The sequence below is a fragment of the Streptomyces hypolithicus genome (assembly GCF_052934925.1).
This window is the reverse complement of the sequence record NZ_CM128811.1, coordinates 3,309,204-3,333,235: the sequence shown is the minus strand read 5'-3', so window position 1 is coordinate 3,333,235 and position 24,032 is coordinate 3,309,204. Positions and strand designations below refer to the sequence as shown.

Here is a 24,032-nt window from a genome sequence, read left to right as displayed (position 1 = left end):
TGTTTTCCATGTTTGCAACATTTGGCACATTTCCATAGGAGTGAACAATGTCGTCACACACCGAACAGTCTGCCGTCACGGTGCTCGGTCTGGGGCCGATGGGCCGCTGCCTGGCCGGCGCCTTTCTGGCTGCCGGCGTACGGACCACGGTCTGGAACCGGACGCCGGGCAAAGACCGGGAACTCATCGAGCGGGGTGCCGTCGGCGCCCGGTCGGCAGAGGAAGCGGTCGCCGCCAGCCCACTGACCGTGGTCTGCGTCGTGAACTACGAAGCGGTGGACGCCATCGTGCGGCGCGGGACGGTCACTGACGCGCTCAGGGGTCACACCCTGGTGAACCTGACCGCCGACACCCCGAACAGGGCCCGCGACACCGCGGCGTGGGCGGCCGGGCACGGCATCCGGTACCTGGAAGGCGCGATCATGACGCCGACCACGACCATCGGAACACCGGCTTCGGTCTTCATCCACAGCGGCCCGGAGGAGCTGTACCGGGAGCACCGGCCGGTGCTGGATGCGCTGGGCGGCTCACACACCCACCTCGGCGAGGAGATCGGCCGGGCGGCGGCGTACGACATCGTGCTGCTCGACATCTTCTGGACCGCGATGGCCGGCTTCAGCCACGCACTGGCCGTGGCGCGTGCGGAGGGCATCACCGCGCGTGAACTGGCCCCGTTCGCCAAGGGAATCGGGGAGATCCTGCCGTCGATCTTCGAGGAGAGCGCGGCGGAAATGGACAGGGGCAGCTTCTCCGGCGAGGGGAACCCCATGACATCGGCGGTGTCGACCATGGCCCACGTCGTCGATACGTCCGAGGCGCACGGCATCGACGCGGGCGTGATGCGCGCGGCCGAGGGAATGGCCCGCCGCGCGATCGGACTGGGACACGGAGCGGACGGATTCATCCGGGTCGCCGAGGTCCTGGGCCGCCGCTGAGAGACGCCCGATGTGCAGGACGATGATTCAGCCACGGCGTGGGTCGACCTCGGCATCCCCCACTGACTTCAGACTCCGGTACGGCCGTCCGCCAGTTCACGCAGCACGTCGAGGTGGCCGTTGTGACGGGCGGTCTCCTCGATCAGGTGCAGCAGGATCCAGCGCAGATTGACCCGGCCCCCGCTGCCGTTGGCGCGCTTCGCCACGGAGTCCAGGTCGTGTGCGGCGACGAGCTGCCGATAGCGGGCGCACTGGGCGTCGTACCCCGAAAGCAGCTCGGCCAAGGGAATGTCGAGCGCGATGCGCATCTCGCGGTCGGGGTCGTCCTCGGTCCAGGGGCCGGCGTCCTCCTCGCCGAGGAACACGACCTGGAACCAGTAGTACTCGACCCAGTGCAGGTGGCTGATGAGCCCGCCCAGGGTCATCAGCGGCGACCCGACCAGCGGCGCCTTACGCACGTCGTCCTGCGACACGTCCTCGCACTTGGCGCGCGCGGTGTCGCGGACGTAGTCGAGGAACGTCGCGAGCGAGGCGCGCTCGTCGGGCGCCGGAGACATGTCGGTTCGAGTCATCAGGGTGAATCGTCTTTGCTCATGGGCCGGTTGTCGAGTCAATTGGGCCACCATGCGGGGCGCCCCCTGCCTGCTCCTCGACTACGTCGGACGACCCAGCGGCGGGGGCGCCCCGCCCAGCACCGTGCCAAGTGGCGCCCGCGCGGACCGCCCATCGGTTCGACACAGTCGGCGCGCTTGACCTCAACAGAGCTTGAGGTCGAAGACTGTTGGCACAGACACCGACCGAGTGGGGAGTGAGCGGCATGCGCGCGATTCAGGTGACGGAGTTCGGCGGGCCCGAGGTGCTGGTGGCGACCGAGCTGCCGGACCCGGTGGCGGGGCCTGGTGAGGTCGTCGTGCAGGTGTCGGCGACCGACACGATCTATGTCGAGACGCAGATCCGTGGCGGCTGGGGCGCCCAGTTCGGCATCGAGCCGCCGTACGTGCCGGGGGGCGCGGCCGCCGGAACGGTGGCATCGGTGGGCGAAGGCGTGGACCGGGCGTGGGTCGGCCGGCGGGTGGTGGCGGGTCCCGGCACCAAGGGGACGTACGCCGAGCAGGTCGCCACCCCGCTCGACCGAGTGATTCCGATCCCGGACGGCGTCGGCCTGCGAGAGGCGGCGGCGCTGGCGCACGACGGCGTGACGGGTTTCGGCCTCGCCGAGGGCGTCGGTCTGAGGTCCGGCGACCGGGTGCTGATCCTGGGGGCGTCGGGCGGCATGGGCACGCTGCTGGTGCAGATGGCGCACGCGGCCGGGGCCCATGTGGTGGGTGCGGCGCGCGGGCAGCGGAAGCTGGATCTCGTACGTGAGCTGTGCGCGGACGCGGTGGTGGACTACTCCGAGGCGGGCTGGATCGAGCAAGCCCGGAAGGCGCTCGGGGGCGCGGGCGCGGACGTATTGCTGGACGGGGTGGGCGGTGAACTGGGCCTCGCGGCGTTCGCGTTGACGGCCGACGGCGGCCGGGTGTCGGCGCACGGTGCGTCCAGCGGAGACTTTGCGGAGATCGACTCGGACGAGGCCGAACGCCGTGGGATCACGCTGCGCGGGATCACCGAGCTCCAGTTCTCGGCGGCGGACAGCACCCGGCTCGCGGCGAAGGCGCTGGGAGAGGCGGCGGGGGGCCGGCTGCGGCCGGTCATCGCGGCGACGTTCCCTCTGGAGCGGGCGACGGACGCGCACACGGCGATCGAAGCGCGCACGGTCGCGGGCAAGGCGCTGCTGCTGGCTTCGCCCGCCGAGTGATCACTGCGCTACCGCGACCGTGACACGAGAAATCCGCTGGGGCGCGTTCCCGCCCGCATGGCACGGTGCCGCCATGGCCCCCGACGTCATGCTCAAGCGTCTCGACCGTGGCCTCCTCGACGAGTTGCTGCGCTCCGCAGTGGAGGACGCCGATCCCGACGAGGTGATGCCCCCGGTGGCGGGGCCAAAGGATGGACCCCGGAGCGTCGAGCGGCTTTCGTGCGCTTTCACCGGTCGAGATCGCTGGCCGCCGTGCCGGTCGAGGCCACCTTCGCCGTCGTCGTGGGCGGCGCGGTGGCGGGGGCCGCGCGCCTGTGTCCCGTGGACGGTCCGAAGCGGGCCGTCGAGGGCGGCGTATGGATTGGACGTTCCCACCGGGGCAGCGGGGTGGGCGGGGCGGTGCTCGGGCTCCTCGTCGACCGAGCCCGCACCCACGGTTTCGAGGCGCTGCTGGTGAGCACCACGCCGGACAACGCCGCTGTGCACCGCATGCTCGCCCGCCTGTGCGTCCACCCCGTCCGGGACGGGGGGTCGGTCACCGCTTGGGTGGACCTCACCACCGCTCGCTGACTGCCACTATGTCCCCCACGGTAAACCGTGGTTCAGACTCCGGTAGCAGGTCGGTCAGGGGAATGTCGAGCGCGATGCGCATCTCGCGGTCGGGGTCGTCCTCGGTCCAGGGGCCTGCGTCCTCCTCGCCGAGGAACACCACCTGGAACCAGTAGTACTCGACCCACTGCAGGTGGCTGATGAGCCCGCACAGGGTCATCAGCGGCGAACCGACCAGCGGGGCCTTACGCGCGTCGACCTGCGACACGTCGTCGCACTTGGCGCGCGCGGTGTCGCGGACGCAGTCGAGGAACGTCGCGAGCGAGGGGTGAATCCTCATCGCATCTGTGCCCGCTGTCGAGCGAATTGGCGGGAGGATGTCCACTACGACAAGCACGACAAGCACGAAACGACGAGTAGGAGTGGCACGCGTGACTCGGGACATCAAGGACGAGGACGACGGCGGTCTCGGCGTGAAGATCAGCCCCACCGACTGGGTGGCCAGACAGGCCGAGTTGTACGAGCAGTCCGGCGGCATCAAGGGCACCACCCAGCAGGGCGCCCCCTGCCTGCTGCTCGACTACGTCGGCCGCCGCAGCGGCACCGCACGCCGCACCGTGCTCATCTACGGCCGCGACGGCGACGACTACCTGATCGTGGCGTCCGCGGGCGGCGCGGACGAGCACCCGCTGTGGTTCCTGAACCTCCAGGCCGACCCGGATGTACGGATCCGGGTCGAGACGGAACGCTTCGCGGCGCGCGCCGCGAAGCTCTCCCCCGAGGAGAAGGCCCGGGTGTGGCCGCACCTGGTGGAGGTGTTCCCGCCGTACGACGGCTACCAGAAGAAGACCAGCCGCGACATCCCGGTGGTGCGGCTCCGACGCACTGGCGGCTGACCGGCCGTTCAGGGCAGCATCGCGGCCGGCAGCGGAAGCCGGTGGAGCACGTCGAGGCGGCTGACCGCGCGCGTCAGGACCACATACAGCCTGTGCAGGCCGCGTTCCTCGGCGGCGGCGATCTCCGCGGGTTCCACGGCGACGACGTGATCGTATTCGAGCCCCTTGGCTCGCGTGGCGGCCAGCACCGACAGCCGGGGGGATGTTGCCGCTGCCCCGAGCCGCTCCGTCAGCGCCTCCGCGAGTTCCGGCACCCGCGCCGCGTCGGCAACGACTCCCACCGAGCCCTCCCTGCCGAGCGCCACCCGTACCGCGTCGACCGTCGCCTCGATGAGATCAGACACCTCACGTACCGTCAGCTCTCCGTCGGTGCGCAGCGAACGGCCCGGAGGTACGTCGACGTCGAGCGTTTCGAGCAGCCGGTTCGCCAGCTCCACGATCGCGGCAGGGACGCGAAAGCCGGTGGTCAGTGAGACCACGCCTGCCGTGCCCTTGCCGAGGTGGGCCAGGAGTTCGGGCCAGGTGCGGGCTGCCCAAGGCGTCGTGCCCTGCGCCAGATCGCCCAGCACCGTCACCGAACCGAAGCCGACGCGGCGGGCGATGGCCCGGCACTGCATCGGGGACAGGTCCTGTGCTTCGTCGACGACGATGTGGTCGTAGCCGTCGGGGCGTTCGACGAGCCCCGCCACCTCGTCGATCAGCACCAGATCCGCAGCGGACCACCTGGCGCTCTTCCAGGACCGGGGAGACTTCCCCCACCGGATGGCCCGCTGTTCGTCGGCGTTGAGGAGCGGATTGCTGGGATCGGCGAGTACCGCGGCCACGACCTCCTCCGGGCGGACCTTCGGCCACACCGAGTCGACGAACGCTCCGACGACCCCGGACCGTTCCATTCTCCGGTGCCACCCGGGGCCGCGCGGCCCCGCCCTGCGCTCGGCCTGCAGCTGGATCGCCCGGACCGTGCGGGTACGGACGCGTTCACGGGCCACCGCGTACGCCGGGGCCTCGGCGCGTACCTCCTCAACGATGCGCTCCAGTTCATCGAGCGGAATACGCCAGCGGTACGAGCCGTCCGGCACCACCAGCGTCTCGGCAGGCGCCGAAACCCGTCCGTGGAGGGCGCTGTGGAGCACGGCCGCCATGCGTACGTCGTGCTTGACGGCGGCGGCCGCCGGCTCGTCATGGGCTCGGACGGGGTGGCGGGCGATCTCGTCGTCGACGGTCGACTGTCTGACGCCTGCCTCTCCCAGAGCGGGCAGCACCTCGGAGATGTACGACAGGAACGCGCGGTTCGGCCCGAGGATCAGCAGGCCGCCGCGGGTGAGGCGCTGCGGATGCGTGTAGAGGAGGTACGCGGCGCGGTGCAGGCCGACGGCGGTCTTGCCGGTGCCCGGAGCCCCCTGCACGCAGAGGGACTGGGCGAGGCCGGAGCGTACGAGGTCGTCCTGCTCGGGCTGGATGGTGGCGGCGATGTCACGCATGGGGCCGACGCGGGGCCGCTCGATCTCGCCGGCCACGATGCCGCCCCCGTGTACGCCGCTGCGCTCCCCCTCTCCCTCCCCCAGTCGCTCGTCCTCAAGTCCCGTCAGATCCTCGGACGCCCCCTTGCTCCAGGGCGCCCAGCCGAACCGTCGACGGACCAGCACCCCTTGGGGGTCGCGGGCGCTCGCCTGGTAGAAGGTGCGGGAAACGGGGGCGCGCCAGTCGACGACCAGTGGCGGATCCGCGGGGTGCTCGGCGATGCGGCGGCGGCCGATGTGGTGACTCCGGCCGTCCGCCAGGTCGATCCGGCCGAAGAAGAGCGGCCCGTCGGGCTCCTCCCGCAACTCATTCTCGCGACTGCGCAGGTGGAAGCCGAGCGCTTCGGCGTCGGCACCGGAGGCGGAGACGTCCTCACCGGTGGCGACCTGTGCACCGGCGCCTTCCTTCATCCGGGTCAGGGCGGCGCGGCAGGCGTCGTGGAAGGCTCGTTCCTGGCTGAGGGCATGGTGGGGTGACGTCATCCACCCACAATAACTTAACTCAGTAACAAAGTTTACTTCGTCTCACTGCGAGGACTGCGAGGTCGGAATTCCGGTCCTCAGCTGCACGAAGGCCAGGTCGGCCGCCGCCACCGCCCCCGCCAGGACATCGTCCGCGCTCTCCCCCGCATCGATCCGGCGCCAGTTCGCCTCGGCGAGGATGCGCTGGACGGCGACGATCTGCCCGGCCGCCAGGCGTGACGCCAGAGCATCCGGACCACCGAGTGCGCGGGCCAGCGCCTCCTCGGAACGGTTCACGTACGCATGCAGCCTGGCGACCAGGCTGGGCGTTCCGTACAGCAGCCGATGAAAGGCCAGCACCTGCACCTCGTCGCTCAGCCCGGTCACCGGGTCACGGCGTTCGAGGCCGACGAGGAAGTGCCGGTGCAGGGCATCCAGTGGCGCGAGCCCCTCGGGACGCCCTGCCACCACCTCAGCCGCCTCGTTCTCGTGGTCGGCGAAGCGGTGCAGCGCGAGATCCTCCTTGGCCGGGAAGTAGCGGAATAGCGTGGGCTTGGAGATCTCCGCGGCTGCCGCCACCTCCGCGACCGAGACGCTGTCGAAGCCCTTCTCCAGGAAAAGGCCGATCGCGGCGTCGGAGATCACCCGATACATCCGCTGCTTCTTGCGCTCGCGCAAACCACTGGTCATGACCCCGAAGCGTACGCGCTGACCTCAACAGAGCTTGAGGTCACCGGCCGGCGAGCAAGGCCGGCGAGCACAGACACTGATCGAGTGGGGAAGTGAGCGGCATGCGCGCGATTCGGCCCTGTTCTCGTATAGCTACGGCCAAGTGGCGAGTAGCCCGGCTGCCCGAGCGTGCGGCTCCGCCTGGGGCGGCGGGTCTTGCGTCTCAGGCGACGACCTGGGCTCTGATGAGCGGGCAGGCCGCACCCGGAGCCTGCCCGGTCTGCTCTTCAGTGAGCGACGCGAGCGAGTAGGCGTCGATGCGAGTGCCCATGTTCCATCGGCGGCCGGCACAGAGTTCCACCGTGCGTTCCCATCGCCGTGCCACACCTCCAAGGAGAACACGGCGGACGCCGTGTGAAGCATCACTCGCTTCTGAGCAGGTCGACCGTGCCCGCCAGGCCCTCGTCGCCGTGGCCCTGGGCCACCCGGTGGCGCATCAGCTCCATATAGGGGGTGAGAAGCCGGGGGTCGACGGACTGTTCCTCCGCCGTGGCCAGGAACGTGGCGTTCCCCGCTGCCATCATCGCGAGATTGGAGGTGACGCCCTCGGTGTAGTCGCCGCTCTCCAGTTGAGCGGCTATGCCGTGGGCGGCACCGGCCATGGCGCCGAGCCAGTCCGCGAGCAGGGTGGCGAATCCGGCATGGTCGAGGTCCTTCTCGGGGCGCACCAGGGCGAAGGCGTGGGTGAGGCCGGCGAACATGCCGGTCATCGCGCTGAGCAGGGCGATGTCGTGCAGCGCCGCATGACCGGGGTCCTCGCCAACGAACTTCGCGCCGGCGGGAGCCTCCAGCGCCTCGCGATGGCATTCGAACAGTGCGCGATCCCCGCTGTAGAAGACGTAGCCGCCGGTCTCGGGCCGGCCGATCATCGGGGGAATGGCCATGATCCCGCCGTCCAGGAAACGCGCCCCGCGCTCCTCTGCCCACTGGGCGCGCTGCTGGGCCTGGGCGGGGGTGCTCGTGGTCAGGTTGACCACGTCCCTGCCGTTCAGGTCGATGCCGTCCAGCGCCTCGCCCACGGAGTCGTCGTCCAGGAGGCACAGGATGATGGGACCGGTGGCCGCGGCCACCGCCTCGGCCGGGGTCGCCGCCACCCGGGCACCCTCGCCCGTCAGGGCTTCGGCCTTGGCCCGGGTGCGGTTCCAGACGGTCAGCGGGTGTCCTGCGGCGAGCCAGGCGTGGCCGAGGGCGGTGCCCATGGCGCCGAGACCAAGGAGGGTGACGGGGGCGTGTGAAGTGGTGTGGGTGTTCATGCGGACCAGCCTCGTGCGAGCCCAGACCACGATCAAGTACGCACTCTTTTGTGGGTGGTTACCTTAAAGTGAGTGCATGACCAGGCGGGACACGTACGTGTGTGGCATTGATGCGGCGATCGACCTGGTCGGCGGCAAGTGGAAGGTGCTCATCCTGTGGGCGCTCAATGCAGGGCCCTGCCGGTTCGGCGAGCTACGGCGCGGTATCCCCGGCGTCACCGAGAAGGTTCTTGCCTCGCATCTGCGGGAGTTGGAGTCCGACGGCATCGTCGTCCGGGAGGAGGCTTTCGAGGGGGCAGTACGCCGCGTCACTTACGCTCTCACCCCGCTGGGTGTCTCCCTCAACGAGGCGCTGAGCCCCCTCGGCACCTGGGGCAGAAAGCACCTCCTCGGTGGGCGGAGCGCACACGACGAAGTACCCGACTCCTCGCACTGAGTGGCCGAGGCGGGCATGCGGGAACGCGAGGAATTGCATCCTGGGCCTCCAAGGCGCGCAGCGCCGGAGGCGGCGTGCTGTCGTCCAGCGCGGGCCAGGTATCGCGTCTGGAATCTCGGGACATGGCGCCACGTGGGGCGTCAGCTACGGGGTGAGGTAGGTGGTGCAGGTCGAACATTTCCGACGCCCGTGCAGGCGCCGGCACTTGGGGCGACCCTGCGCGGCCGGTGGGCCGATCCGTAGCGTCAGAAGACGTCCGGGCACCACGGGCGCCTCGGCGTACGGAACAGGGTGTCGGCGACGGCGGCGGCGACCGCCGACTTCGCCTCGATCCGGCCCAGCGCCACCAGCCGCACAGCGGACTCCTCACCCAGGTACAGCGCTCCCAACTCCCTTACATCCAGGGTCAGATCAGCCACCTCCCGTGAAGGAGAGCACTGAGCTCCCTCCCCCGAGGCCCCCAAGGCCTCCAGCCGGAACCGCCCGCCGGCCAGCCCCGCGGCGTCGTGCACCTCCAGCACCAGCGAGCCGGGCACCGCATACGTACGCGCCTCAAGGGCCCGTACGACGTCCAGAACCCGCACCCACAGGAAGTCGGCCTGCGTGACGATCCTGGCGGCCCGGGGGTCCGGGAGCAGGAGGGGAAGCAGATCGTCGCCGGCCCGGTATCCGGACCGTACCGTCGTGATCCAGTCGACCGAGCACAGGTAGTGCCACAGCGCGCGCTCGGCCGCCGGCGTCACCGCGATCATGTCGCGTACGGTCGCGGTGTTGAGCGGCTGCTTGCCGTCGCCCCACTTCTGGTCCGCCTCGTAGCACAGCAGCCCGTCCACACCCTCGGACCGGTACACCGCGTAGAACGGCTCGCTCCAGGCCCGGTGCGCCACCCGATCCAGCCCCGTGCTGAGCGCCCACCACCGCTCGTCCCGGTCGATGGCACCGTGCTGCACGGCCCGGAGCCGTTCGTGCAACTCGGGCCCCAACGTACGTACATCGCCCCCCTCGACCAGCTCGACCCGCCCGTCGTCGGGCCCGGACCAGCGTGGATCGAGCCCCGCCCGGGGTACGTCGATCTCCCACTCGGTGGCCGAGGCGGCGGGCCCGAACCCGTACCGCCCGTAGATCGGATACTCGGCGGCGATCAGCGTGGACAGCACATCCCCACGCTCCTTCGCCGCGACCAGATCACCGTCCATCATGCGGCTGAGCAGCCCACGCCGCCGGTGCGTGGGCAACACGCTCACGGTGGTGACGGCACTCGCGGCAACCTGCGCACCACCCACCACCGTGAGTTCCTGCGCGTACGACCGGAAGGTCGCCACGCACCGCCCGGCGTCGAACGCCCCCTGCATCCGCGCCAAGTCCATATGCTTCGCGCGCTCGGCGGCTTCCTGCTCCGCCACGACGGGTTCCCGCAAGAACCCAGTGGCGTGGGCCCGCAGCCACCCCGGAACCTCAGCTTCACTGACAGCACGCACTTCGACAGCCATAGGCCCCACGCTAGACACCCCCACCCCACGTGTCGCGCGCTTTATCCCCGCCCCCGCCCGAACCCACCGGCGCAAGCCAGAGGACCCCGTGCGGCGCCGGCCAGGACCCCCGTCAGAACGCCGCCCGAATCTCCCCCACCACAGCCGCCCCACCCATCAGCTCCACCTGCCCGATCCGCTCGACCACCGGCGCGTCCACGCCCAGCAGCCGCAGCGCCCGCGCCAGCACCGGCCCCAGCGCCCGCGTACCGCCGTCGTCGACCTTGAACGCCAGCGCCCGCCCGTCCCCCAGCGCCACCGCCTGCACCGCCTCCGCGCCCATCTTCGACAACGTCCCCGGCACCTCGCGCATCAGCCAGGTGTCGGGCCGTCGCGTTCCGGCCACGTACTCCGGGTGCGCCCGCATCGCATCCGCGACCCGGCGCTCCGCGGTGCCCGGCTCGGCGAGCACGAACGACCGGAACGCGCGCGCCAACCCCACCAGGCTGACCGCCATCAACGGCGCCCCGCAGCCGTCCGTACCCACCACGGAAACCCGCTCACCACTGGCGTCCTCGACCACATCCAGCACCAGCCGCTGAAGCGGGTGTCCGGCATCCAGATAGGACCGGGTGTCCCACCCGTTCAACCCGCACACCGCCAGCATCGCCGCGTGCTTGCCCGAACAGTTCATGGTCAGCCGCTCCCGCACCCCGCCCCCCGCGAGATACGCCTCCGCCTCCACGGGGTCCAGTGGCAGATCCGGCGGCGTCTGGAGATCGGCCTCCGACAGCCCCGCCTCGGCGAGCATCTTGCGTACGAGCTCCAGATGGAACCGCTCCCCCGAGTGGCTCGCGGCCGCCAGCGCCAGCCGCTCCCCCGAAAGGTCGAGCCCGGCCCGCAGGATGGCCGCGGCCTGCATCGGCTTGTTGCTGGAGCGCGGGAACACGGGCGTGAACGGGTCACCGATCGCCAGCTCCACGCCCCCGTCCGCCGCCAGCACGACCAGAGCCCCCCGATGGTGGCCTTCGACGAAACCGGAACGAACGACTTCGGCGAGGACCGGAGGTATGGCGGAGGCGGCCGCGTTACCGGCTGCGGCGTCACCGGCGCCCGCGTTGCTGCTGGAGGAGGACATCATCGACCTTCGGGAGCGGGACCGGCTCCCCGGCCGTATCCAGGATCGGATCGCGGTCTCAGGTCAGCAGGTCGTCTACTTGAGCTTCGCCATCACGGTACCTGCGGGCGATCTCCGCACTGCAATCGTCCGCGGTCCGCTGCAGGTGGTACCGGCGCCGCGAGACCTGCTGCTCGTAGCGGACCAGGCGCCCGGTCGCCGCGTGCAGCTCTTCGTCCGTTCGGGCGTCGAGGTCCGACAGCTCGACCTCGGCCAGCATCTCCGCGGCCAGCAGCCGGAACTCCTCGCTGTGCGGCGTCGAGAGCGTGACGTGCCGGGCGGAGGACCGGTGCCGGGACGGCGCGTCCGCGAGGATCTCGGAGAGCCGGTCGACGACAGGGGACTGAGGCCCGGTACGCCGGGACAGCTCGGCCCGCAGGATGTCGATGCGCCCGTGCAGCAGCCGCCGTACGTAACTGAGGTCCGCCTCGTCGCGCTGCGAGTCCCTGCGCAGGCCGCGCAGCTCCGGCAGCCGCAGCCCCACCAGGTCAGGCTTGTCACCCACGGGCGCACCCGCCGGAGCGCCCCGCTGCGCCGGTGGTCGTGCGGCGGCGGAAGCGGAAGACGTGACCTGCATCATCGGCATGTGTACGGGGCCGGGCGACTGCCCGGCGCCAGGTGTGCTCATGAATTGTTCCGTCCCCTCGACCGGTGCTGCGCGCACCGCCTGACTGCATCGTGTCACTCCTGACCATGGCTGTGCAGGCGCTCTGCGCCCGTTCAGCCCCGGATAGATTGGTCCGCATGCGTGCAGTGGTGCAGAGGGTCGACGGAGCGAGCGTCGTCGTGGCGGGGGACCCCGCGGGAGAGACCGCCGGCGAGATCGTCGGCGAAGGCCTGTGTGTGCTGGTGGGAGTGACCCATGAGGACACAACGGACAAGGCCGCACAGCTCGCCCGGAAGCTGTGGTCGGTTCGGATCCTTGCGGGCGAGAAGTCCTGCTCCGATGTGAATGCACCTCTTCTGGTCATTTCACAGTTCACTCTCTACGGGGACGCCCGCAAGGGCCGCCGCCCCACCTGGAACGCCGCGGCGCCCGGCGACGTGGCGCAGCCGCTGGTCGACGAGGTCGTGGCGCAGCTCAGGCTGCTGGACGCGCAGGTGGAGACGGGCCGTTTCGGAGCGGACATGCGCGTCACGCTCACGAACGACGGCCCGTTCACGGTCCTGATCGAGGTCTAGGAGGGGCGTTCGGATCAGACCGGATCAGGCTGATCAGGCCGCATCAGGGCTGATCAGGGCTGATCCGGGCTGATCATGGTTGATCCAGAAGCGGTCCCGGTCAGATCCCACTCACGGCTCGACCACGACTTCCTGCGCCGCCGCCGTGTTCCCCGCCAGCAGCTCCGCGTCCACCGCCACATTGCGCTTGACCAGGGCGAGCGCGATCGGCCCCAGCTCGTGGTGGCGGGCCGAGGAGGTGATGAAGCCCAGCTGGCGCCCCTCCTCGCCGTCGGCCGCGAGCCGCACCGGCGTCCCGTGCCCGGGCAGCAGCACCTCGCTGCCGTCCAGGTGGAGGAAGACGAGCCGGCGCGGCGGCTTCCCCAGGTTCTGGACGCGGGCGACGGTCTCCTGGCCGCGGTAGCAGCCCTTCTGGAGGTGTACAGCGCTGCCGATCCAGCCCAGCTCGTGCGGGATGGTGCGGTGGTCGGTCTCGAAGCCGAGCCGGGGCCGGTGCGCCTCGACGCGCAGCGCCTCGTACGCCAGGATGCCCGCCGCCGGGCCGTACGCCTCGGCGAACGCCTCCAGGCCGGCCCGCGGCAGGAAGAGGTCCCGGCCGTGCGGCGTCTCCCGTACGGCCGTCCCGTCGGGTACCCCGGCGATGGAGCCGGCCGGCAGGTGGACGACGGCGAAGTCGTCGCTGCGGTCGGCGGTCTCGACCCGGTAGAAGAACTTCATCGACTCCAGGTAGGCGAGCAGATCGGCCTGCGTACCCGGTTCGACGTGCATCCACACCGTCTCGCCGTCGTCGACGAGGTACATCGCGTGTTCGACGTGACCGTGCGCGGTCAGGATCAGCGCTTCCGTGGCCTGCCCCGCCGGCAGGTCGCTGAGGTGCTGGGTGAGGAGCAGGTGCAGCCAGCTGAGCCGGTCGTCGCCGGTGACGGTGACCACGCCCCGGTGGGAGAGGTCGACGAAGCCGGTGCCGGCGGCGAGTGCGCGCTGTTCGCGGAACAGGTCGCCGTAGTGCGCGGCGACACCTTCGTCGCATCCCTCGGCCGGAACGGCGCCGGGCAGGGACAGTAGGGGGCTGGTCGGTGTGTGTCGCAGCATGCGCCCAGCCTACGACTCCGCCTATGGCGTCTCGGCGGGCGGAGCCCCGGCGGCGCAGCTCTCGCAGCGCCCGAAGATCGCGAAGTGCTTCATGTCCGTCTCGAAGCCGAACGTCTCGCGCAGCTTGCGCGTGAACTCCGCCGCGATCTTGATGTCGGCCTCGATCACGTTCGTACAGTCACGGCAGACCAGGTGGATGTGGTGATGACGGTCCGCCAGGTGGTACGTCGGCGCCCCGTGTCCCAGGTGCGCGTGACTGACCAGACCCAGCTCCTCCAGGAGCTCCAGGGTCCGGTAGACGGTGGAGATGTTCACGCCGGAGGCCGTTCGGCGCACCTCGGAGAGGATGTCGTCGGGCGTCGCGTGCTCCAGCGTGTCCACGGCTTCCAGGACAAGCTGGCGCTGCGGTGTCAGCCGGTAACCGCGCTGCCGCAGATCACTCTTCCAGTCGGTGCTCACCACGCCCCCAGTGTATGGGGACGCTCGCCCATCCCTACTTGAAGAAGGCGATTCCGTCGTCCGGGAGGTCACCGAGGCCCTTCGCCATCGCCTCGACCTCCTCCGGCGTGACGACCTTCTTCAGGTGCGCCGACATGTAGGGGCGCAGCTCGACGTCCGGGGTGGACTTCTCGCCGACCCACATCAGGTCGCTCTTGACGTACCCGTAGAGCCGCTTGCCACCGCTGTACGGACCCGAGGCGGCGGTACGCGCCACGGCGTCCGTGACCAGGTCGATCTGCGGCTTCTGGTTGGCCAGCTCGCCATACCAGATCTCGACGACGCCCTGGTCACGGACCATGACGACCTCGACCTTGCGGTCCTTGCCGATGCGCCAGAAGCCGGACTCGGTCTCCAGCGGCTTCACCTTGTTGCCCTCGGCGTCGAGGATCCAGGAGTGCGAGACGTACTCCAGGAAGTCGCGGCCGTCGTGGCTGAAGGTGACTTCCTGGCCGAAGTTGGCCTTCTCCTCACCGGGGAAGTCGGTGACGCCGGCGCCTGTCCAGTTCCCGAGAAGGAAAACGAGGGGGACGAGGTCCGGGTGGAGGTCGGACGGAATCTCGATCATGAGCGGCTCAGACGATCTGTGAGGATACGGCGGGAGGGGGAGGGGAGGCTGAGGTTCCGGAGGGAAAGGTCAGCGCTGACCCTGGTAGAGCTTCTTCACGGTCAGAGCGGCGAAGGCGAGAACGCCGACGCAGACCAGAACCAGCAGAACTTCGAAGGCGATCTCCAGCACGGGGTGCTCCTTGCATGAACGGCGGGGCGGGTACGGGGCCGGGCCCCAGCTTAGTCGGCGGGACCCCGGCGTTCTCTGCGAGGGGCGCTGAGCGGGGCGTCAGCCCGGCAGCTGCGTCCGGAGGGTGGTTCTGCGTGGGCGGATTACAGTTCGGGCATGGCGAAGAAGCTCGTGATCAAGGTGACAGCCGGGGCCGACGCCCCGGAGCGGTGTTCGCAGGCGTTCACGGTCGCGGCGGTGGCCGTGGCCAGCGGGGTGGAGGTCTCGCTCTGGCTGACCGGTGAGTCCTCGTGGTTCGCCCTGCCGGGTCGCGCCGCCGAGTTCGAGCTCCCGCACGCCGCCCCGCTCCCCGACCTGATCGAGTCGATCACCGCCGCCGGGCAGATCACGCTCTGCACGCAGTGCGCGGCCCGGCGCGAGATCACCGAGAAGGACGTCATCGGGGGCGTACGGATCGCGGGCGCGCAGGTTTTCGTCAGCGAGATCATGGGCGACGGCGTCCAGGCGCTCGTCTACTGACGTTTCTTCCCGTCCAGCTCGTCCCACCAGTCGTCGGACTTCGGGTCTCCCGACGGATCGTCCCACCAGCGGTCATCGGGGCCCCGCCGGTTCGCGACCACGGCCGCGACCGGCGGGATCACCATGGCGACGACACACATCCCCACGGCCACCGGCACGGACCACAGCCGCACGACGGACCAGGCGGAGACGAACAGGAAGATGCACCCGCCCATCAGCAGGAAATAGCCGCGTCGGCGCCGCGCGTACATACCTCCACGGTACGACCGAAGGGCCGCACCCCGTGCAGGTAAGACCGACCGGCAATTGGGGGGTGGGAGAAGGAGCGGGGCTGGGGTGCGTGCATCGCAAGGCGGAGTATTGAGCGATGGCGGAGCCATCGGGATTGACGACAACGCCGCGAGGCGCGCACCCCAGCCCCGCGACGCCGCCCCCCAATTGCCGGTCGGTCTTAGGCGTCCAACTCCCTGGGGTGCGGCCCTTTCGGCCGGAGATCAGAACCGGAGATCAGAACCGGCGATCAGAACCGGCGATCAGACGGCGATCGCGACATCCGCGAGGCCACCGGTCTGGGCGACGACCGTGCGGTCGGCCGTGCCGCCCGGCACCAGCGCTCGCAGCGTCCAGGTGCCTGCGGCGGCGTAGAAGCGGAACTGGCCCGTGGCCGAGGTGGGGACCTCGGCGGTGAACTCGCCGGTCGAGTCCAGCAGGCGGACGTAACCGGTGACGGGCTCGCCGTCGCGGGTCAGGCTGCCCTGGATGGTGGTCTCACCTGGCTTGATCGTCGAGACGTCGGGGCCGCCGGCCTTTGCTCCACACATGTTGAATCCGTCCTTCAGAGGGCGAGAGGGGTCGGGTCGTCGAGGGTTCTGAGGGTTACTTGTTGGCGCCGAGCTCGATCGGCACGCCGACCAGCGAGCCGTACTCGGTCCAGGAACCGTCGTAGTTCTTGACGTTGTCGACACCGAGCAGCTCGTGCAGGACGAACCAGGTCAGGGCCGAGCGCTCACCGATGCGGCAGTACGCGATGGTGTCCTTGGCCAGGTCGACCTGCTCGGCCTCGTAGAGGGCCTTGAGCTCGTCGTCCGACTTGAAGGTGCCGTCGTCGTTGGCGTTCTTCGACCACGGGATGTTGCGCGCGGACGGGACGTGGCCCGGGCGCTGCGACTGCTCCTGCGGGAGGTGGGCCGGGGCGAGCAGCTTGCCGCTGAACTCGTCGGGCGAGCGCACGTCGACCAGGTTCTGGTTGTTGATCGCCGTGACCACGTCGTCGCGGAAGGCGCGGATGGAGGAGTCCTGCGGCTGGGCGTTGTAGTCGGTGGCCGGGCGCGAGGGGACCTCGGCGACCAGGTCGCGGGAGTCGAGCTCCCACTTCTTGCGGCCGCCGTCGAGCAGGCGGACGTCGCTGTGGCCGTACAGCTTGAAGTACCAGAAGGCGTACGAGGCGAACCAGTTGTTGTTACCGCCGTAGAGAACGACCGTGGTGTCGTTGCCGATGCCCTTCTCCGACAGGAGCTTCTCGAAGCCGGCCTGGTCGATGAAGTCACGGCGGACCGGGTCCTGGAGGTCCTTGGTCCAGTCGATGCGGATCGCGTTGCGGATGTGGTTCTTCTCGTACGCCGAGGTGTCCTCGTCGACCTCGACGATGGCGACCTTCGGGTCCTCGATGTGGGCCTCGACCCAGTCTGCGTCTACCAGGACATCGCTGCGGCTCATGCTGTTCTCCTCCGGGGCAGTCTGCGGGGGTGGTGCGCGAGGGGGACGGTCGTGTGGGTACGTGCGGGTACGCGCACGGGCTGCGTACTGCGGCACGGGGTGGCCCTGACTCCGAATGCGCCGGGACTCCGGATGGCACGGAATGTGCCGGTTCGGTCGGTCGAAGGGCCGGGAGGCGGGTCTGGAGAGCCCGCTCAGGCAGCGCGACAGAGCATGGCGGCGACGCGGCACAGGTCTACTGCCCGCCGCTTCGTGAGGTCCGCCTGTCGCTGCTGCATGGGTCCGATCGTAGGGACGTCACGACCGGCGTGTCACCGGCGTGTCGCATGGTGAGACGCGATCGTCCGTATCGCGAGACGCGAGTGCCGTACGGGGGCTGCGCGCGCGGTGCCGGGACCGGCTGCGTCCGCCCGGTATCTGAGGGGCGGACGCAGGTGTCTCACTATCCGGCGAGGGCCACGTCCGTGCCCGTCACGGAGATCTCCAGACCGCTCTTCGTCGCCTCGGCCTTTTCGAGCTTCAGCCCGGTCGGCAGACCGCCGATCTTGCGGTCGAAGTCGGTCTTCTGGCGGACCAGTTCCTCAAGGCCGGGGATGCCCTCGCCCGGGATCTCGTCGGCCCGTACCCGGATCGTGCCGCCGTCGGCCACGCTCACGGTCGCCAGCACGTCGCGCGAGATCGTGCGGCCGAGGATCTTCACGGAGCCGTCGACCTTCACCTTGCCGTTGCCGCCGTAGGAGAGGCGTACGTCCTCGTCGGCCACCCGGGTCAGGTCCGCGTACGAGACGGTGGCCCGGCCCGTGGCGCGCTCCGCGGTGGCCCCGGAGAAGGCGCTGAGGCTGCCGGTCACCTCCACGTCGTGCAGTTCCGCCGCCATCTCGCGGATGCGGATCGTGCGGCCCTCGGCACTCGCTTCGAGATCCTTCTGGATGATGTCGACCTGGTCGAGGTGCTTGGCGGCGACCTGCGTCAGGAACGGGAAGCCCTTGATGGACACGTCGGTCGTGCCCGCCTGGGCGCCCTGCCGGGCCTGGACGCGCTCCGCGACCTCCGCCTCGGCGTAGTTGACCGCGAAGCGGTCGAGGGCGACGAAAATGCCCCCCAGGATCACGGCCATGACCAGCAGTATTCGCAGTGCTCGCATTGCTTTCGGGTCCCCCACTCGTCCAACTCGTGCCATGCCCCCGACACCCGCGAGCCTACTGCCCGGTATCAGGCGATGACCCGGCCGATCAGGTAGACGGCGGGCGCGGCGACCGTCAACGGCAGGGCCACTCCGGCAGTCATGTGGACGAACCGGGACGGGTAGTCGTAACTGGCGACCCGCAGGCCGATCAGCGCGCACCCGCCTGCCACGAGTCCCAGCAGTGCGCCCTCGGGTCCGATGTCCGTCAGCCCGCCGGCCGCGATGCCGGCCCCGGTGGCGGCGAGCAGCGAGACGACGACGGAGGGTACGCCGGGCAGCGGGAGCGCTCGGGTCAGTACGGCCACGGCAACCGCGGCGGCGCCCACGGTCACCGCCGCGGAGACCGCCGCGAGGTGGCCGGCCGCGAGGACGGCGAGGGCGGCGGAGGTGATGGTGGCCGTCAGGCCGTACATCCGCTCGTCGGCGGGGGCGCGGTTGCGCAGCTGGAGCACGAGCGCGAGCACCACCCAGACACCGAGCGTCCCGATGATCGCGGCGGGTGCGTGCGCGGCGTCGACGGCGAGCAGCGCGATGTCGGCGGTGACACCGCCGAGGAAGGCGAACGCGATGCCCTGGCGGGCCGGCCACATGCCGTTGAGCCGGAACCAGCCCGCCGCGGTGACGGCCTGGAGCAGCACGAGCGGCGCGACGAGGGCGTACGGTCCCACCGCGGCGGCGCCGGCCAGCAGCAGCGCGAGCAGGGCGGTCAGGGCGGCGGGCTGCATCCCGGGCGCGATGATCGGCGACCGGCCCTCGGCGCGAGCGCGCTGCGCGTCGGTGACGCGTGCGTTGCCCAGGGTCGTGGGGGAGCCGTACGCCTCGGAGTCGAGCAGTGCGGGAGACGGTACGGGCGGGTCCGGGGCGGGCACGGCCGCGGGCCCCGGAGCGGGCTCGTGGGCGGCGGAGGCGGCGGAGGCGGCGTGGCCGGCGGTCTCGGGCGGGAGCGGGTGGGCGCCGTTCTGGGGCGGCAGGTACGTGGTGTCGGCGGCGGAGGGCTGCGGCGGCGGCTCGTACTGGTACTGGTACTGGTACCGCTCGGCCTGCTGGCCGTATGCCGGCTGCTGGGGGTCGTACGGCTGCTGCGGCTCGTAAGGCTGCGGCTCGTAGGACTGCGGCTGCGGCGCCTGCGGCTGCACCGGCTGGTACTGGGTGTCCCAGGTCTGGCCCTCCCAGGTCTGGGTCAGTGGCTCGGCGGGCTGCTGCTCCTGGTGACCTTCGTACGGGTCGGACGGGTCGTACGAGTCATACGGGTTCGGCTGCTGGTGGCTCATGGTGTGAAGGTCATCCTCCTGCGAACGGCGGGAGCACCTCGACCGTGCCGCCCTCGGCAAGCCGTACGGTCTCATGACCACGGGTCCCGACGGGCGCACCGTCTATGAGAAACGAACACCGCTGGAGTACGCGCGTCAGCTCCCCGGGGTGCCGCTCGCGCACCGCGTCCAGCGCCTCGGCGAGCGTCCCCGCCGCGTACGGCTCCTCGGCGGTCCCGGCGGCGGCCTTGGCCGCGGCCCAGTAGCGGATGGTCCCCGCTGCCATGTCGGCGCTCCTTTCGTCGGCTTCCATCCCTCGATCTTCGCAGGGAATCCGGGCCTCCGGACAGGGAGGCGTCGCGATGGGCTATGCCTCGGACAGCCAGACGCCGATACGGGTCAGGAGTGCCTCCCCGGCCGTGTTCTCGGCGTGGCCCATGCCGGGCTCGATCCACAGCTCGCCGCGCCCCGTCCCCGTCCCCGTCCCCGACCCCGACCCGGCGGCCGCGTCGGCCAGCATGCGCGGGTGGTCCAGCGGGAAGTAGGCGTCGCGGTCGCCGTGCACGACCAGCAGCGGCGTGGCGCCGAGCCGGGCGGCCGCCTCGACGGGCGGCAGCGGCACCGTGTCCCACTCGCGCGGGTGGATGCGGGTACGGAAACCGAAGCGCCCGACGAGCCGCCCCGCCGGCCGGGTCACCACCCAGTGCAGCGCCGCATGGGCGCCGTACCCCGGTAGTACCAACGCGCCGGGGCGCTCACCGCCACGACCGCGTCGGTGTGAGCTTCTGTGCGCCCCCCGTGCGCTGCGGCGCGCCCCACGGCCCCCTCCGCGGCTCCCCGGGGCGCCGTTCACGCCGTACAGCGCCGCGTGCCGGACGGCGACCGAGCCGCCCATCGAGAACCCCACCGTCACCACCCGGGTGTGCCCGAGCGACCGCGCCCAGCCGACCGCCGCCGCGAGGTCCAGCACCTCCCGGTCGCCCACCGTCGAGTGGCCCCCGGAGCGGCCGTGCCCCCGGAACGAGAACGTGATCACGGCCCCGAACTGCGAAAACACCCCTGCCGCTCGCCGCACCGCCGGGCGGTCGACCGACCCCGTGAAGCCGTGCGCCACGACGATCGCCAGGGCGTCCGCGCCGCCGGCACCCACCGCACCGCCCCGCGCCGGCTCGTACCGCGCCTCGATCCGGACCCCGTCCCCCGCACACAGAAAAGTCCGCACAGTTGTTCGCTGCGGCGAGCCGGCGGGGCCGTGCGTGAGCAAAGAAACAGGTGATCTGCGGGTGCGACCCTCGGGCTCGGAGCTCATGTGAGCTATTCTGCTGGGAAGAGGACCTGGGCAAAGTTGCCCCCGGGTCCTTTTGCGCTTTCTGACCGTTGTTACGGACAGATGACGCAGCGGGCCCCAGGGGCGCGGGGCCGCGAAGCACGAAGCAGCGCACAGCAGTACGAAGCAGTGGAAGCAGTACGAAGCAGGGCCGCATAATCCCCCATAGCCTCAGGGGCATGGGTGGGACCCCCTCCGCAGGGACCGAGGAGGAACCGACGTAATGGGCGAGCGAACCGTGCACGAGAGTCCGATGCAGGCAGGTGGCGGACGATGAGTTCTCTGCTGCTCCTGACCAATGCCCTTCAGCCGTCGACGGAGGTGCTCCCCGCCCTCGGCCTGCTGCTGCACAGTGTGCGGGTCGCCCCCGCCGAAGGCCCGGCCCTCGTCGACACCCCCGGTGCCGACGTCATCCTGATCGACGGCCGCCGAGACCTCCCACAGGTCAGGGCGCTGTGCCAGCTGCTGAGGTCCACCGGGCCCGGCTGTCCGCTGATCCTCGTCGTGACCGAGGGCGGCCTCGCCGCGGTCACCGCCGACTGGGGCATCGACGACGTCCTGCTCGACAGCGCGGGGCCCGCCGAGGTCGAGGCGCGGCTGCGGCTCGCGATGGGCCGCCGGCAGATCACCTCGGACGACAGCCCGATGGAGATCCGCAGCGGTGACCTCTCCGTCGACGAGGCGACATACAGCGCGAAACTCAAGGGGCGGGTCCTGGACCTGACCTTCAAGGAGTTCGAGCTGCTGAAATACCTCGCGCAGCACCCCGGCCGGGTCTTCACCCGTGCCCAGCTCCTCCAGGAGGTCTGGGGGTACGACTACTTCGGCGGTACGCGCACGGTCGACGTGCACGTCCGGCGGCTGCGCGCGAAGCTCGGCCCCGAGCACGAGTCGCTGATCGGGACCGTACGCAACGTCGGCTACCGCTTCGTGACCCCCGAGAAGGTAGAGCGGGCGGCGGCCGAGGAAGCCAGGGCGAAGGCGGCCCGCACACCGCCCGCGACCGTCACCCGGCCGGCGGGCACGGGGCCGCTGGAGGAAGCGGCCATTCAGCAGGTGAACCGGTAGGTCACCACGCGTAGACTGCCGCGCGTGGCCAAGGTGACGCGGGACGATGTGGCGAGACTGGCGGGGACTTCGACCGCGGTCGTCAGTTACGTCGTCAACAACGGACCCCGGCCGGTCGCCCCGGCCACGCGCGAGCGTGTCCTCGCCGCGATCAAGGAGCTCGGCTACCGGCCGGACCGGGTCGCGCAGGCCATGGCGTCCCGCCGCACCGACCTGATAGGCATGATCGTCCCCGACGCCCGGCAGCCGTTCTTCGCCGAGATGGCGCACGCGGTCGAACAGGCCGCCGCCGAGCGCGGAAAGATGGTCCTGGTCGGCAATTCGGACTACCGCGACGACCGCGAGGTCCACTACCTGCGGGCCTTCCTCGGCATGCGGGTCTCCGGCCTGATCCTGGTCAGCCAGGGCCCCAGCGAAGGGGCCGCGGCCGAGATCGAGGCGTGGGACGCCCGGGTGGTGCTGCTGCACGAGCGGCCCGAGGCGATCGACGACGTGGCGGTCGTCACCGACGACATCGGTGGCGCGCAGCTCGCGACCCGCCACCTCCTGGAACACGGTCACGCGTACGTCGCCTGCCTCGGCGGCGTGGAGTCGACCCCGGCGGTGGGCGACCCGGTGGCGGACCACGTCGAGGGCTGGCGTCGGGCGATGCAGGAATCGGGCCGGTCCACGGAGGGCCGGCTCTTCCAGGCCCCGTACAACCGGTACGACGCCTACCAGGTCGCGCTGGGCCTGCTGGCCGGTCCGGACAGGCCGCCGGCGATCTTCTGCGCAACGGACGACCAGGCGATCGGCGTGCTGCGGGCCGCCCGTGAGCTGCGTATCGACGTTCCCGGCGAGCTGGCGGTGGCCGGCTTCGACGACGTGAAGGAAGCCGCGCTCACCGATCCGCCGCTGACGACGATCTCCTCCGACCGGCCGGCGATGGCGCGGGCGGCGGTGGACCTGGTGCTGGACGACGGGCTGCGGGTGGCGGGGTCGCGGCGCGAGCGGCTGAAGCAGTTCCCCTCCGCGCTGGTGATACGCCGGTCCTGCGGCTGCCCGCCCACGTCGTGAGGCCCGACCGGTCTTAGGGAGCGGCGTCGTCCTCACATGGGGCATAACGCTTCTGTGGGGCTTCTCAGCGCGCACTCAGACGGTTCTCATGACCGCTCGCCAGGCTTGCGGACATGACCGAGAGCCCCCGCCGCAGTGGCGAGTACCCCGAGCCCGAGCAGCAGCCCTCCCCCTCCTACGCGGCCTGGACGTATCCCCCGCCGCCCGCGTACGCACCCGAGCCGGCCCCCGCGGCCCCCGCCCAGGCCTCGCGCCGGGCCCGGCGCCCCGTGGCCCTGCTGGCCGCGGTCGCCATCGTCGCGGCGGCCATCGGCGGCGGCACGGCGGCCTTCGCCGAACGCCTCACCGCCGACGACCTCACCGTCGCGGGCGGCAACGGCGCGAGCGGTACGAACGTCTCGCAGAGCAGCAAGGGCACCGTCTCCGGCGTCGCGCAGGCCGTGAGCCCCAGCATCGTCGAGATCAGCGCCGAGACCGCCTCCGGCAGCTCCACCGGCTCCGGTGTGATCATCGCCGGCGACGGCGAGGTCGTCACCAACAACCACGTCGTATCCGGCGCCTCCGCCGTCAAGGTCACGACGAACGACGCCAAAGGCAGCAAGACCTGGACCGCTGATGTCGTCGGCACCGCTCCCGGCAAGGACCTGGCCCTCATCAAGCTCCGGGACGCGAGCGGCCTGAAGGCGGCCGCCCTCGGGAACTCCGACGACGTGTCGGTCGGCGACCAGGTCGTGGCGATCGGCTCGCCGGAAGGCCTGACAGGGACGGTGACCAGCGGAATCGTCTCGGCGCTCGAACGGGATGTGACGGTGGCGAAGGACGAGAACCCGGGAGAGCGGCAGGGTCAGCAGGGCCAGAGCCAGGGGGGCGGCACCCGGTGGCCGTTCGAGTTCGGCGGGCAGCAGTTCAACGGCGAGACCGGATCGTCGAAGACGACGTACAAGGCCCTCCAGACCGACGCCTCCCTCAACCCCGGAAACTCCGGCGGCGCCCTGATCAACATGGACGGCGAGATCATCGGCATCAACTCCGCGATGTACTCGCCCAGCGGAGCGACCGGTTCCACCTCGGGCAGCGTCGGACTGGGCTTCGCCATCCCGGTCGACAGCGTCAAGGCGGACCTGGACCAGCTCCGCGCCGGCAACAACGGGTGATCTGCCGCGCCGTGCGACGCT

General features: G+C 70.7%; 28 protein-coding genes and 1 pseudogene. 10 read left to right on the top strand and 19 right to left on the bottom strand.

The genetic code is table 11. The annotated features are described in order from the left end of the window. Window positions 1-47 precede the first annotated feature (47 nt). Window positions 48-935 (top strand): NAD(P)-dependent oxidoreductase, encoded by an 888-nt coding sequence (locus tag ACU6WZ_RS15810; protein ID WP_447028697.1) that lies wholly within the window; start codon window positions 48-50, stop codon window positions 933-935. A gap of 68 nt (window positions 936-1,003) precedes the next feature. Here the strand turns inward: ACU6WZ_RS15810 and ACU6WZ_RS15805 are convergent, their stop codons facing one another. Further along, entirely contained in the window at window positions 1,004-1,507 is a 504-nt protein-coding gene (locus ACU6WZ_RS15805) for a DinB family protein (protein WP_447028696.1), read from the bottom strand. A 245-nt stretch (window positions 1,508-1,752) separates the two neighbouring features. Between ACU6WZ_RS15805 and ACU6WZ_RS15800 the strand changes: the two genes are divergently transcribed. Beyond that, window positions 1,753-2,733: a zinc-binding dehydrogenase gene (locus ACU6WZ_RS15800; protein WP_447028695.1), complete on the top strand. Its 981-nt coding sequence runs from the start codon at window positions 1,753-1,755 to the stop codon at window positions 2,731-2,733. 219 nt (window positions 2,734-2,952) lie between these two features. Continuing rightward, on the top strand, window positions 2,953-3,303 hold the full coding sequence (locus ACU6WZ_RS15795; protein ID WP_447028694.1) for a GNAT family N-acetyltransferase: 351 nt from the start codon (window positions 2,953-2,955) through the stop codon (window positions 3,301-3,303). 31 nt (window positions 3,304-3,334) lie between these two features. On the opposite strand, the pseudogene ACU6WZ_RS15790 reads toward ACU6WZ_RS15795, so the two are convergent. Beyond that, window positions 3,335-3,622: pseudogene (locus ACU6WZ_RS15790) on the bottom strand (mycothiol transferase); the annotation flags it as partial. A 103-nt stretch (window positions 3,623-3,725) separates the two neighbouring features. Here ACU6WZ_RS15790 and ACU6WZ_RS15785 point away from each other — a divergent pair. Next, window positions 3,726-4,178 carry a nitroreductase family deazaflavin-dependent oxidoreductase gene (locus tag ACU6WZ_RS15785; RefSeq protein ID WP_447034058.1) on the top strand — a complete coding sequence of 151 codons (453 nt, stop codon included), beginning with the start codon at window positions 3,726-3,728 and terminating at the stop codon, window positions 4,176-4,178. An 8-nt stretch (window positions 4,179-4,186) separates the two neighbouring features. Here ACU6WZ_RS15785 and ACU6WZ_RS15780 read toward each other — a convergent pair whose 3' ends face one another. The 3 genes from ACU6WZ_RS15780 to ACU6WZ_RS15770 all read right to left on the bottom strand — a co-directional run bounded on the left by ACU6WZ_RS15780 (window position 4,187) and on the right by ACU6WZ_RS15770 (window position 8,142). After that, complete coding sequence (locus tag ACU6WZ_RS15780; protein ID WP_447028693.1) at window positions 4,187-6,181, bottom strand: HelD family protein; 1,995 nt, start codon at window positions 6,179-6,181, stop codon at window positions 4,187-4,189. 42 nt (window positions 6,182-6,223) lie between these two features. Beyond that, a complete protein-coding gene (locus tag ACU6WZ_RS15775) occupies window positions 6,224-6,850 on the bottom strand; it encodes a TetR/AcrR family transcriptional regulator (RefSeq protein ID WP_447028692.1) in 627 nt (208 codons plus the stop codon). Between the two features lie 401 nt (window positions 6,851-7,251). Then, entirely contained in the window at window positions 7,252-8,142 is an 891-nt protein-coding gene (locus ACU6WZ_RS15770) for an NAD(P)-dependent oxidoreductase (protein WP_447028691.1), read from the bottom strand. 76 nt (window positions 8,143-8,218) lie between these two features. Between ACU6WZ_RS15770 and ACU6WZ_RS15765 the strand changes: the two genes are divergently transcribed. Next, window positions 8,219-8,578: a winged helix-turn-helix transcriptional regulator gene (locus ACU6WZ_RS15765; protein ID WP_447028690.1), complete on the top strand. Its 360-nt coding sequence runs from the start codon at window positions 8,219-8,221 to the stop codon at window positions 8,576-8,578. 245 nt (window positions 8,579-8,823) lie between these two features. On the opposite strand, the gene ACU6WZ_RS15760 is transcribed toward ACU6WZ_RS15765, so the two are convergent. The 3 genes from ACU6WZ_RS15760 to ACU6WZ_RS15750 all read right to left on the bottom strand — a co-directional run bounded on the left by ACU6WZ_RS15760 (window position 8,824) and on the right by ACU6WZ_RS15750 (window position 11,852). After that, the gene (locus tag ACU6WZ_RS15760; protein WP_447028689.1) at window positions 8,824-10,068 is read right to left on the bottom strand and encodes a GNAT family N-acetyltransferase; all 1,245 of its coding nucleotides are present in this window, start codon (window positions 10,066-10,068) and stop codon (window positions 8,824-8,826) included. A gap of 112 nt (window positions 10,069-10,180) precedes the next feature. Further along, entirely contained in the window at window positions 10,181-11,185 is a 1,005-nt protein-coding gene (locus ACU6WZ_RS15755) for an asparaginase (RefSeq protein ID WP_447028688.1), read from the bottom strand. Window positions 11,186-11,243: 58 nt separating this feature from the next. Then, window positions 11,244-11,852: an RsiG family protein gene (locus ACU6WZ_RS15750; protein ID WP_447028687.1), complete on the bottom strand. Its 609-nt coding sequence runs from the start codon at window positions 11,850-11,852 to the stop codon at window positions 11,244-11,246. Between the two features lie 116 nt (window positions 11,853-11,968). On the opposite strand from ACU6WZ_RS15750, the gene dtd reads away from it, so the two are divergent. After that, window positions 11,969-12,406, top strand: coding sequence for a D-aminoacyl-tRNA deacylase (dtd, locus tag ACU6WZ_RS15745; RefSeq protein ID WP_447028686.1), 438 nt, complete (start codon window positions 11,969-11,971; stop codon window positions 12,404-12,406). Window positions 12,407-12,517: 111 nt separating this feature from the next. Here the strand turns inward: dtd and ygfZ are convergent, their stop codons facing one another. The 3 genes from ygfZ to ACU6WZ_RS15730 are packed head-to-tail and all read right to left on the bottom strand — an operon-like array spanning window position 12,518 to window position 14,564. Continuing rightward, window positions 12,518-13,498, bottom strand: coding sequence for a CAF17-like 4Fe-4S cluster assembly/insertion protein YgfZ (ygfZ, locus tag ACU6WZ_RS15740; RefSeq protein ID WP_447028685.1), 981 nt, complete (start codon window positions 13,496-13,498; stop codon window positions 12,518-12,520). Between the two features lie 21 nt (window positions 13,499-13,519). Then, window positions 13,520-13,960, bottom strand: coding sequence for a Fur family transcriptional regulator (locus ACU6WZ_RS15735; RefSeq protein WP_447028684.1), 441 nt, complete (start codon window positions 13,958-13,960; stop codon window positions 13,520-13,522). Between the two features lie 31 nt (window positions 13,961-13,991). Beyond that, on the bottom strand, window positions 13,992-14,564 hold the full coding sequence (locus ACU6WZ_RS15730) for a heme-binding beta-barrel domain-containing protein (protein ID WP_447028683.1): 573 nt from the start codon (window positions 14,562-14,564) through the stop codon (window positions 13,992-13,994). 327 nt (window positions 14,565-14,891) lie between these two features. Between ACU6WZ_RS15730 and ACU6WZ_RS15725 the strand changes: the two genes are divergently transcribed. Beyond that, entirely contained in the window at window positions 14,892-15,254 is a 363-nt protein-coding gene (locus ACU6WZ_RS15725; protein WP_447028682.1) for a DsrE family protein, read from the top strand. On the opposite strand, the gene ACU6WZ_RS15720 is transcribed toward ACU6WZ_RS15725, so the two are convergent. The 8 genes from ACU6WZ_RS15720 to ACU6WZ_RS15685 form a co-directional block, all read right to left on the bottom strand. Beyond that, window positions 15,248-15,505 carry a DUF3099 domain-containing protein gene (locus tag ACU6WZ_RS15720; RefSeq protein ID WP_447028681.1) on the bottom strand — a complete coding sequence of 86 codons (258 nt, stop codon included), beginning with the start codon at window positions 15,503-15,505 and terminating at the stop codon, window positions 15,248-15,250. The two genes, ACU6WZ_RS15725 and ACU6WZ_RS15720, sit on opposite strands and share 7 nt — an antisense overlap. A gap of 282 nt (window positions 15,506-15,787) precedes the next feature. Then, complete coding sequence (locus ACU6WZ_RS15715) at window positions 15,788-16,075, bottom strand: DUF1416 domain-containing protein (protein ID WP_447028680.1); 288 nt, start codon at window positions 16,073-16,075, stop codon at window positions 15,788-15,790. 55 nt (window positions 16,076-16,130) lie between these two features. Continuing rightward, window positions 16,131-16,970 carry a sulfurtransferase gene (locus ACU6WZ_RS15710; RefSeq protein WP_447028679.1) on the bottom strand — a complete coding sequence of 280 codons (840 nt, stop codon included), beginning with the start codon at window positions 16,968-16,970 and terminating at the stop codon, window positions 16,131-16,133. A gap of 194 nt (window positions 16,971-17,164) precedes the next feature. Next, window positions 17,165-17,248: a putative leader peptide gene (locus tag ACU6WZ_RS15705; protein WP_447034057.1), complete on the bottom strand. Its 84-nt coding sequence runs from the start codon at window positions 17,246-17,248 to the stop codon at window positions 17,165-17,167. A gap of 164 nt (window positions 17,249-17,412) precedes the next feature. Continuing rightward, window positions 17,413-18,114, bottom strand: coding sequence for an LmeA family phospholipid-binding protein (locus tag ACU6WZ_RS15700; protein ID WP_447028678.1), 702 nt, complete (start codon window positions 18,112-18,114; stop codon window positions 17,413-17,415). A 68-nt stretch (window positions 18,115-18,182) separates the two neighbouring features. Next, window positions 18,183-19,427, bottom strand: coding sequence for a hypothetical protein (locus ACU6WZ_RS15695; protein WP_447028677.1), 1,245 nt, complete (start codon window positions 19,425-19,427; stop codon window positions 18,183-18,185). A gap of 10 nt (window positions 19,428-19,437) precedes the next feature. Continuing rightward, window positions 19,438-19,692: a MoaD/ThiS family protein gene (locus tag ACU6WZ_RS15690; RefSeq protein ID WP_447028676.1), complete on the bottom strand. Its 255-nt coding sequence runs from the start codon at window positions 19,690-19,692 to the stop codon at window positions 19,438-19,440. Between the two features lie 81 nt (window positions 19,693-19,773). Continuing rightward, window positions 19,774-20,628, bottom strand: coding sequence for an alpha/beta hydrolase (locus ACU6WZ_RS15685; protein WP_447028675.1), 855 nt, complete (start codon window positions 20,626-20,628; stop codon window positions 19,774-19,776). 378 nt (window positions 20,629-21,006) lie between these two features. Here ACU6WZ_RS15685 and ACU6WZ_RS15680 point away from each other — a divergent pair, with 378 nt between their 5' ends. The 3 genes from ACU6WZ_RS15680 to ACU6WZ_RS15670 all read left to right on the top strand — a co-directional run bounded on the left by ACU6WZ_RS15680 (window position 21,007) and on the right by ACU6WZ_RS15670 (window position 24,011). Next, window positions 21,007-21,801: a response regulator transcription factor gene (locus ACU6WZ_RS15680; protein WP_447028674.1), complete on the top strand. Its 795-nt coding sequence runs from the start codon at window positions 21,007-21,009 to the stop codon at window positions 21,799-21,801. 24 nt (window positions 21,802-21,825) lie between these two features. After that, window positions 21,826-22,857, top strand: coding sequence for a LacI family DNA-binding transcriptional regulator (locus ACU6WZ_RS15675; protein ID WP_447028673.1), 1,032 nt, complete (start codon window positions 21,826-21,828; stop codon window positions 22,855-22,857). A 113-nt stretch (window positions 22,858-22,970) separates the two neighbouring features. Next, a complete protein-coding gene (locus ACU6WZ_RS15670) occupies window positions 22,971-24,011 on the top strand; it encodes a S1C family serine protease (protein ID WP_447028672.1) in 1,041 nt (346 codons plus the stop codon). Window positions 24,012-24,032: the final 21 nt, after the last annotated feature.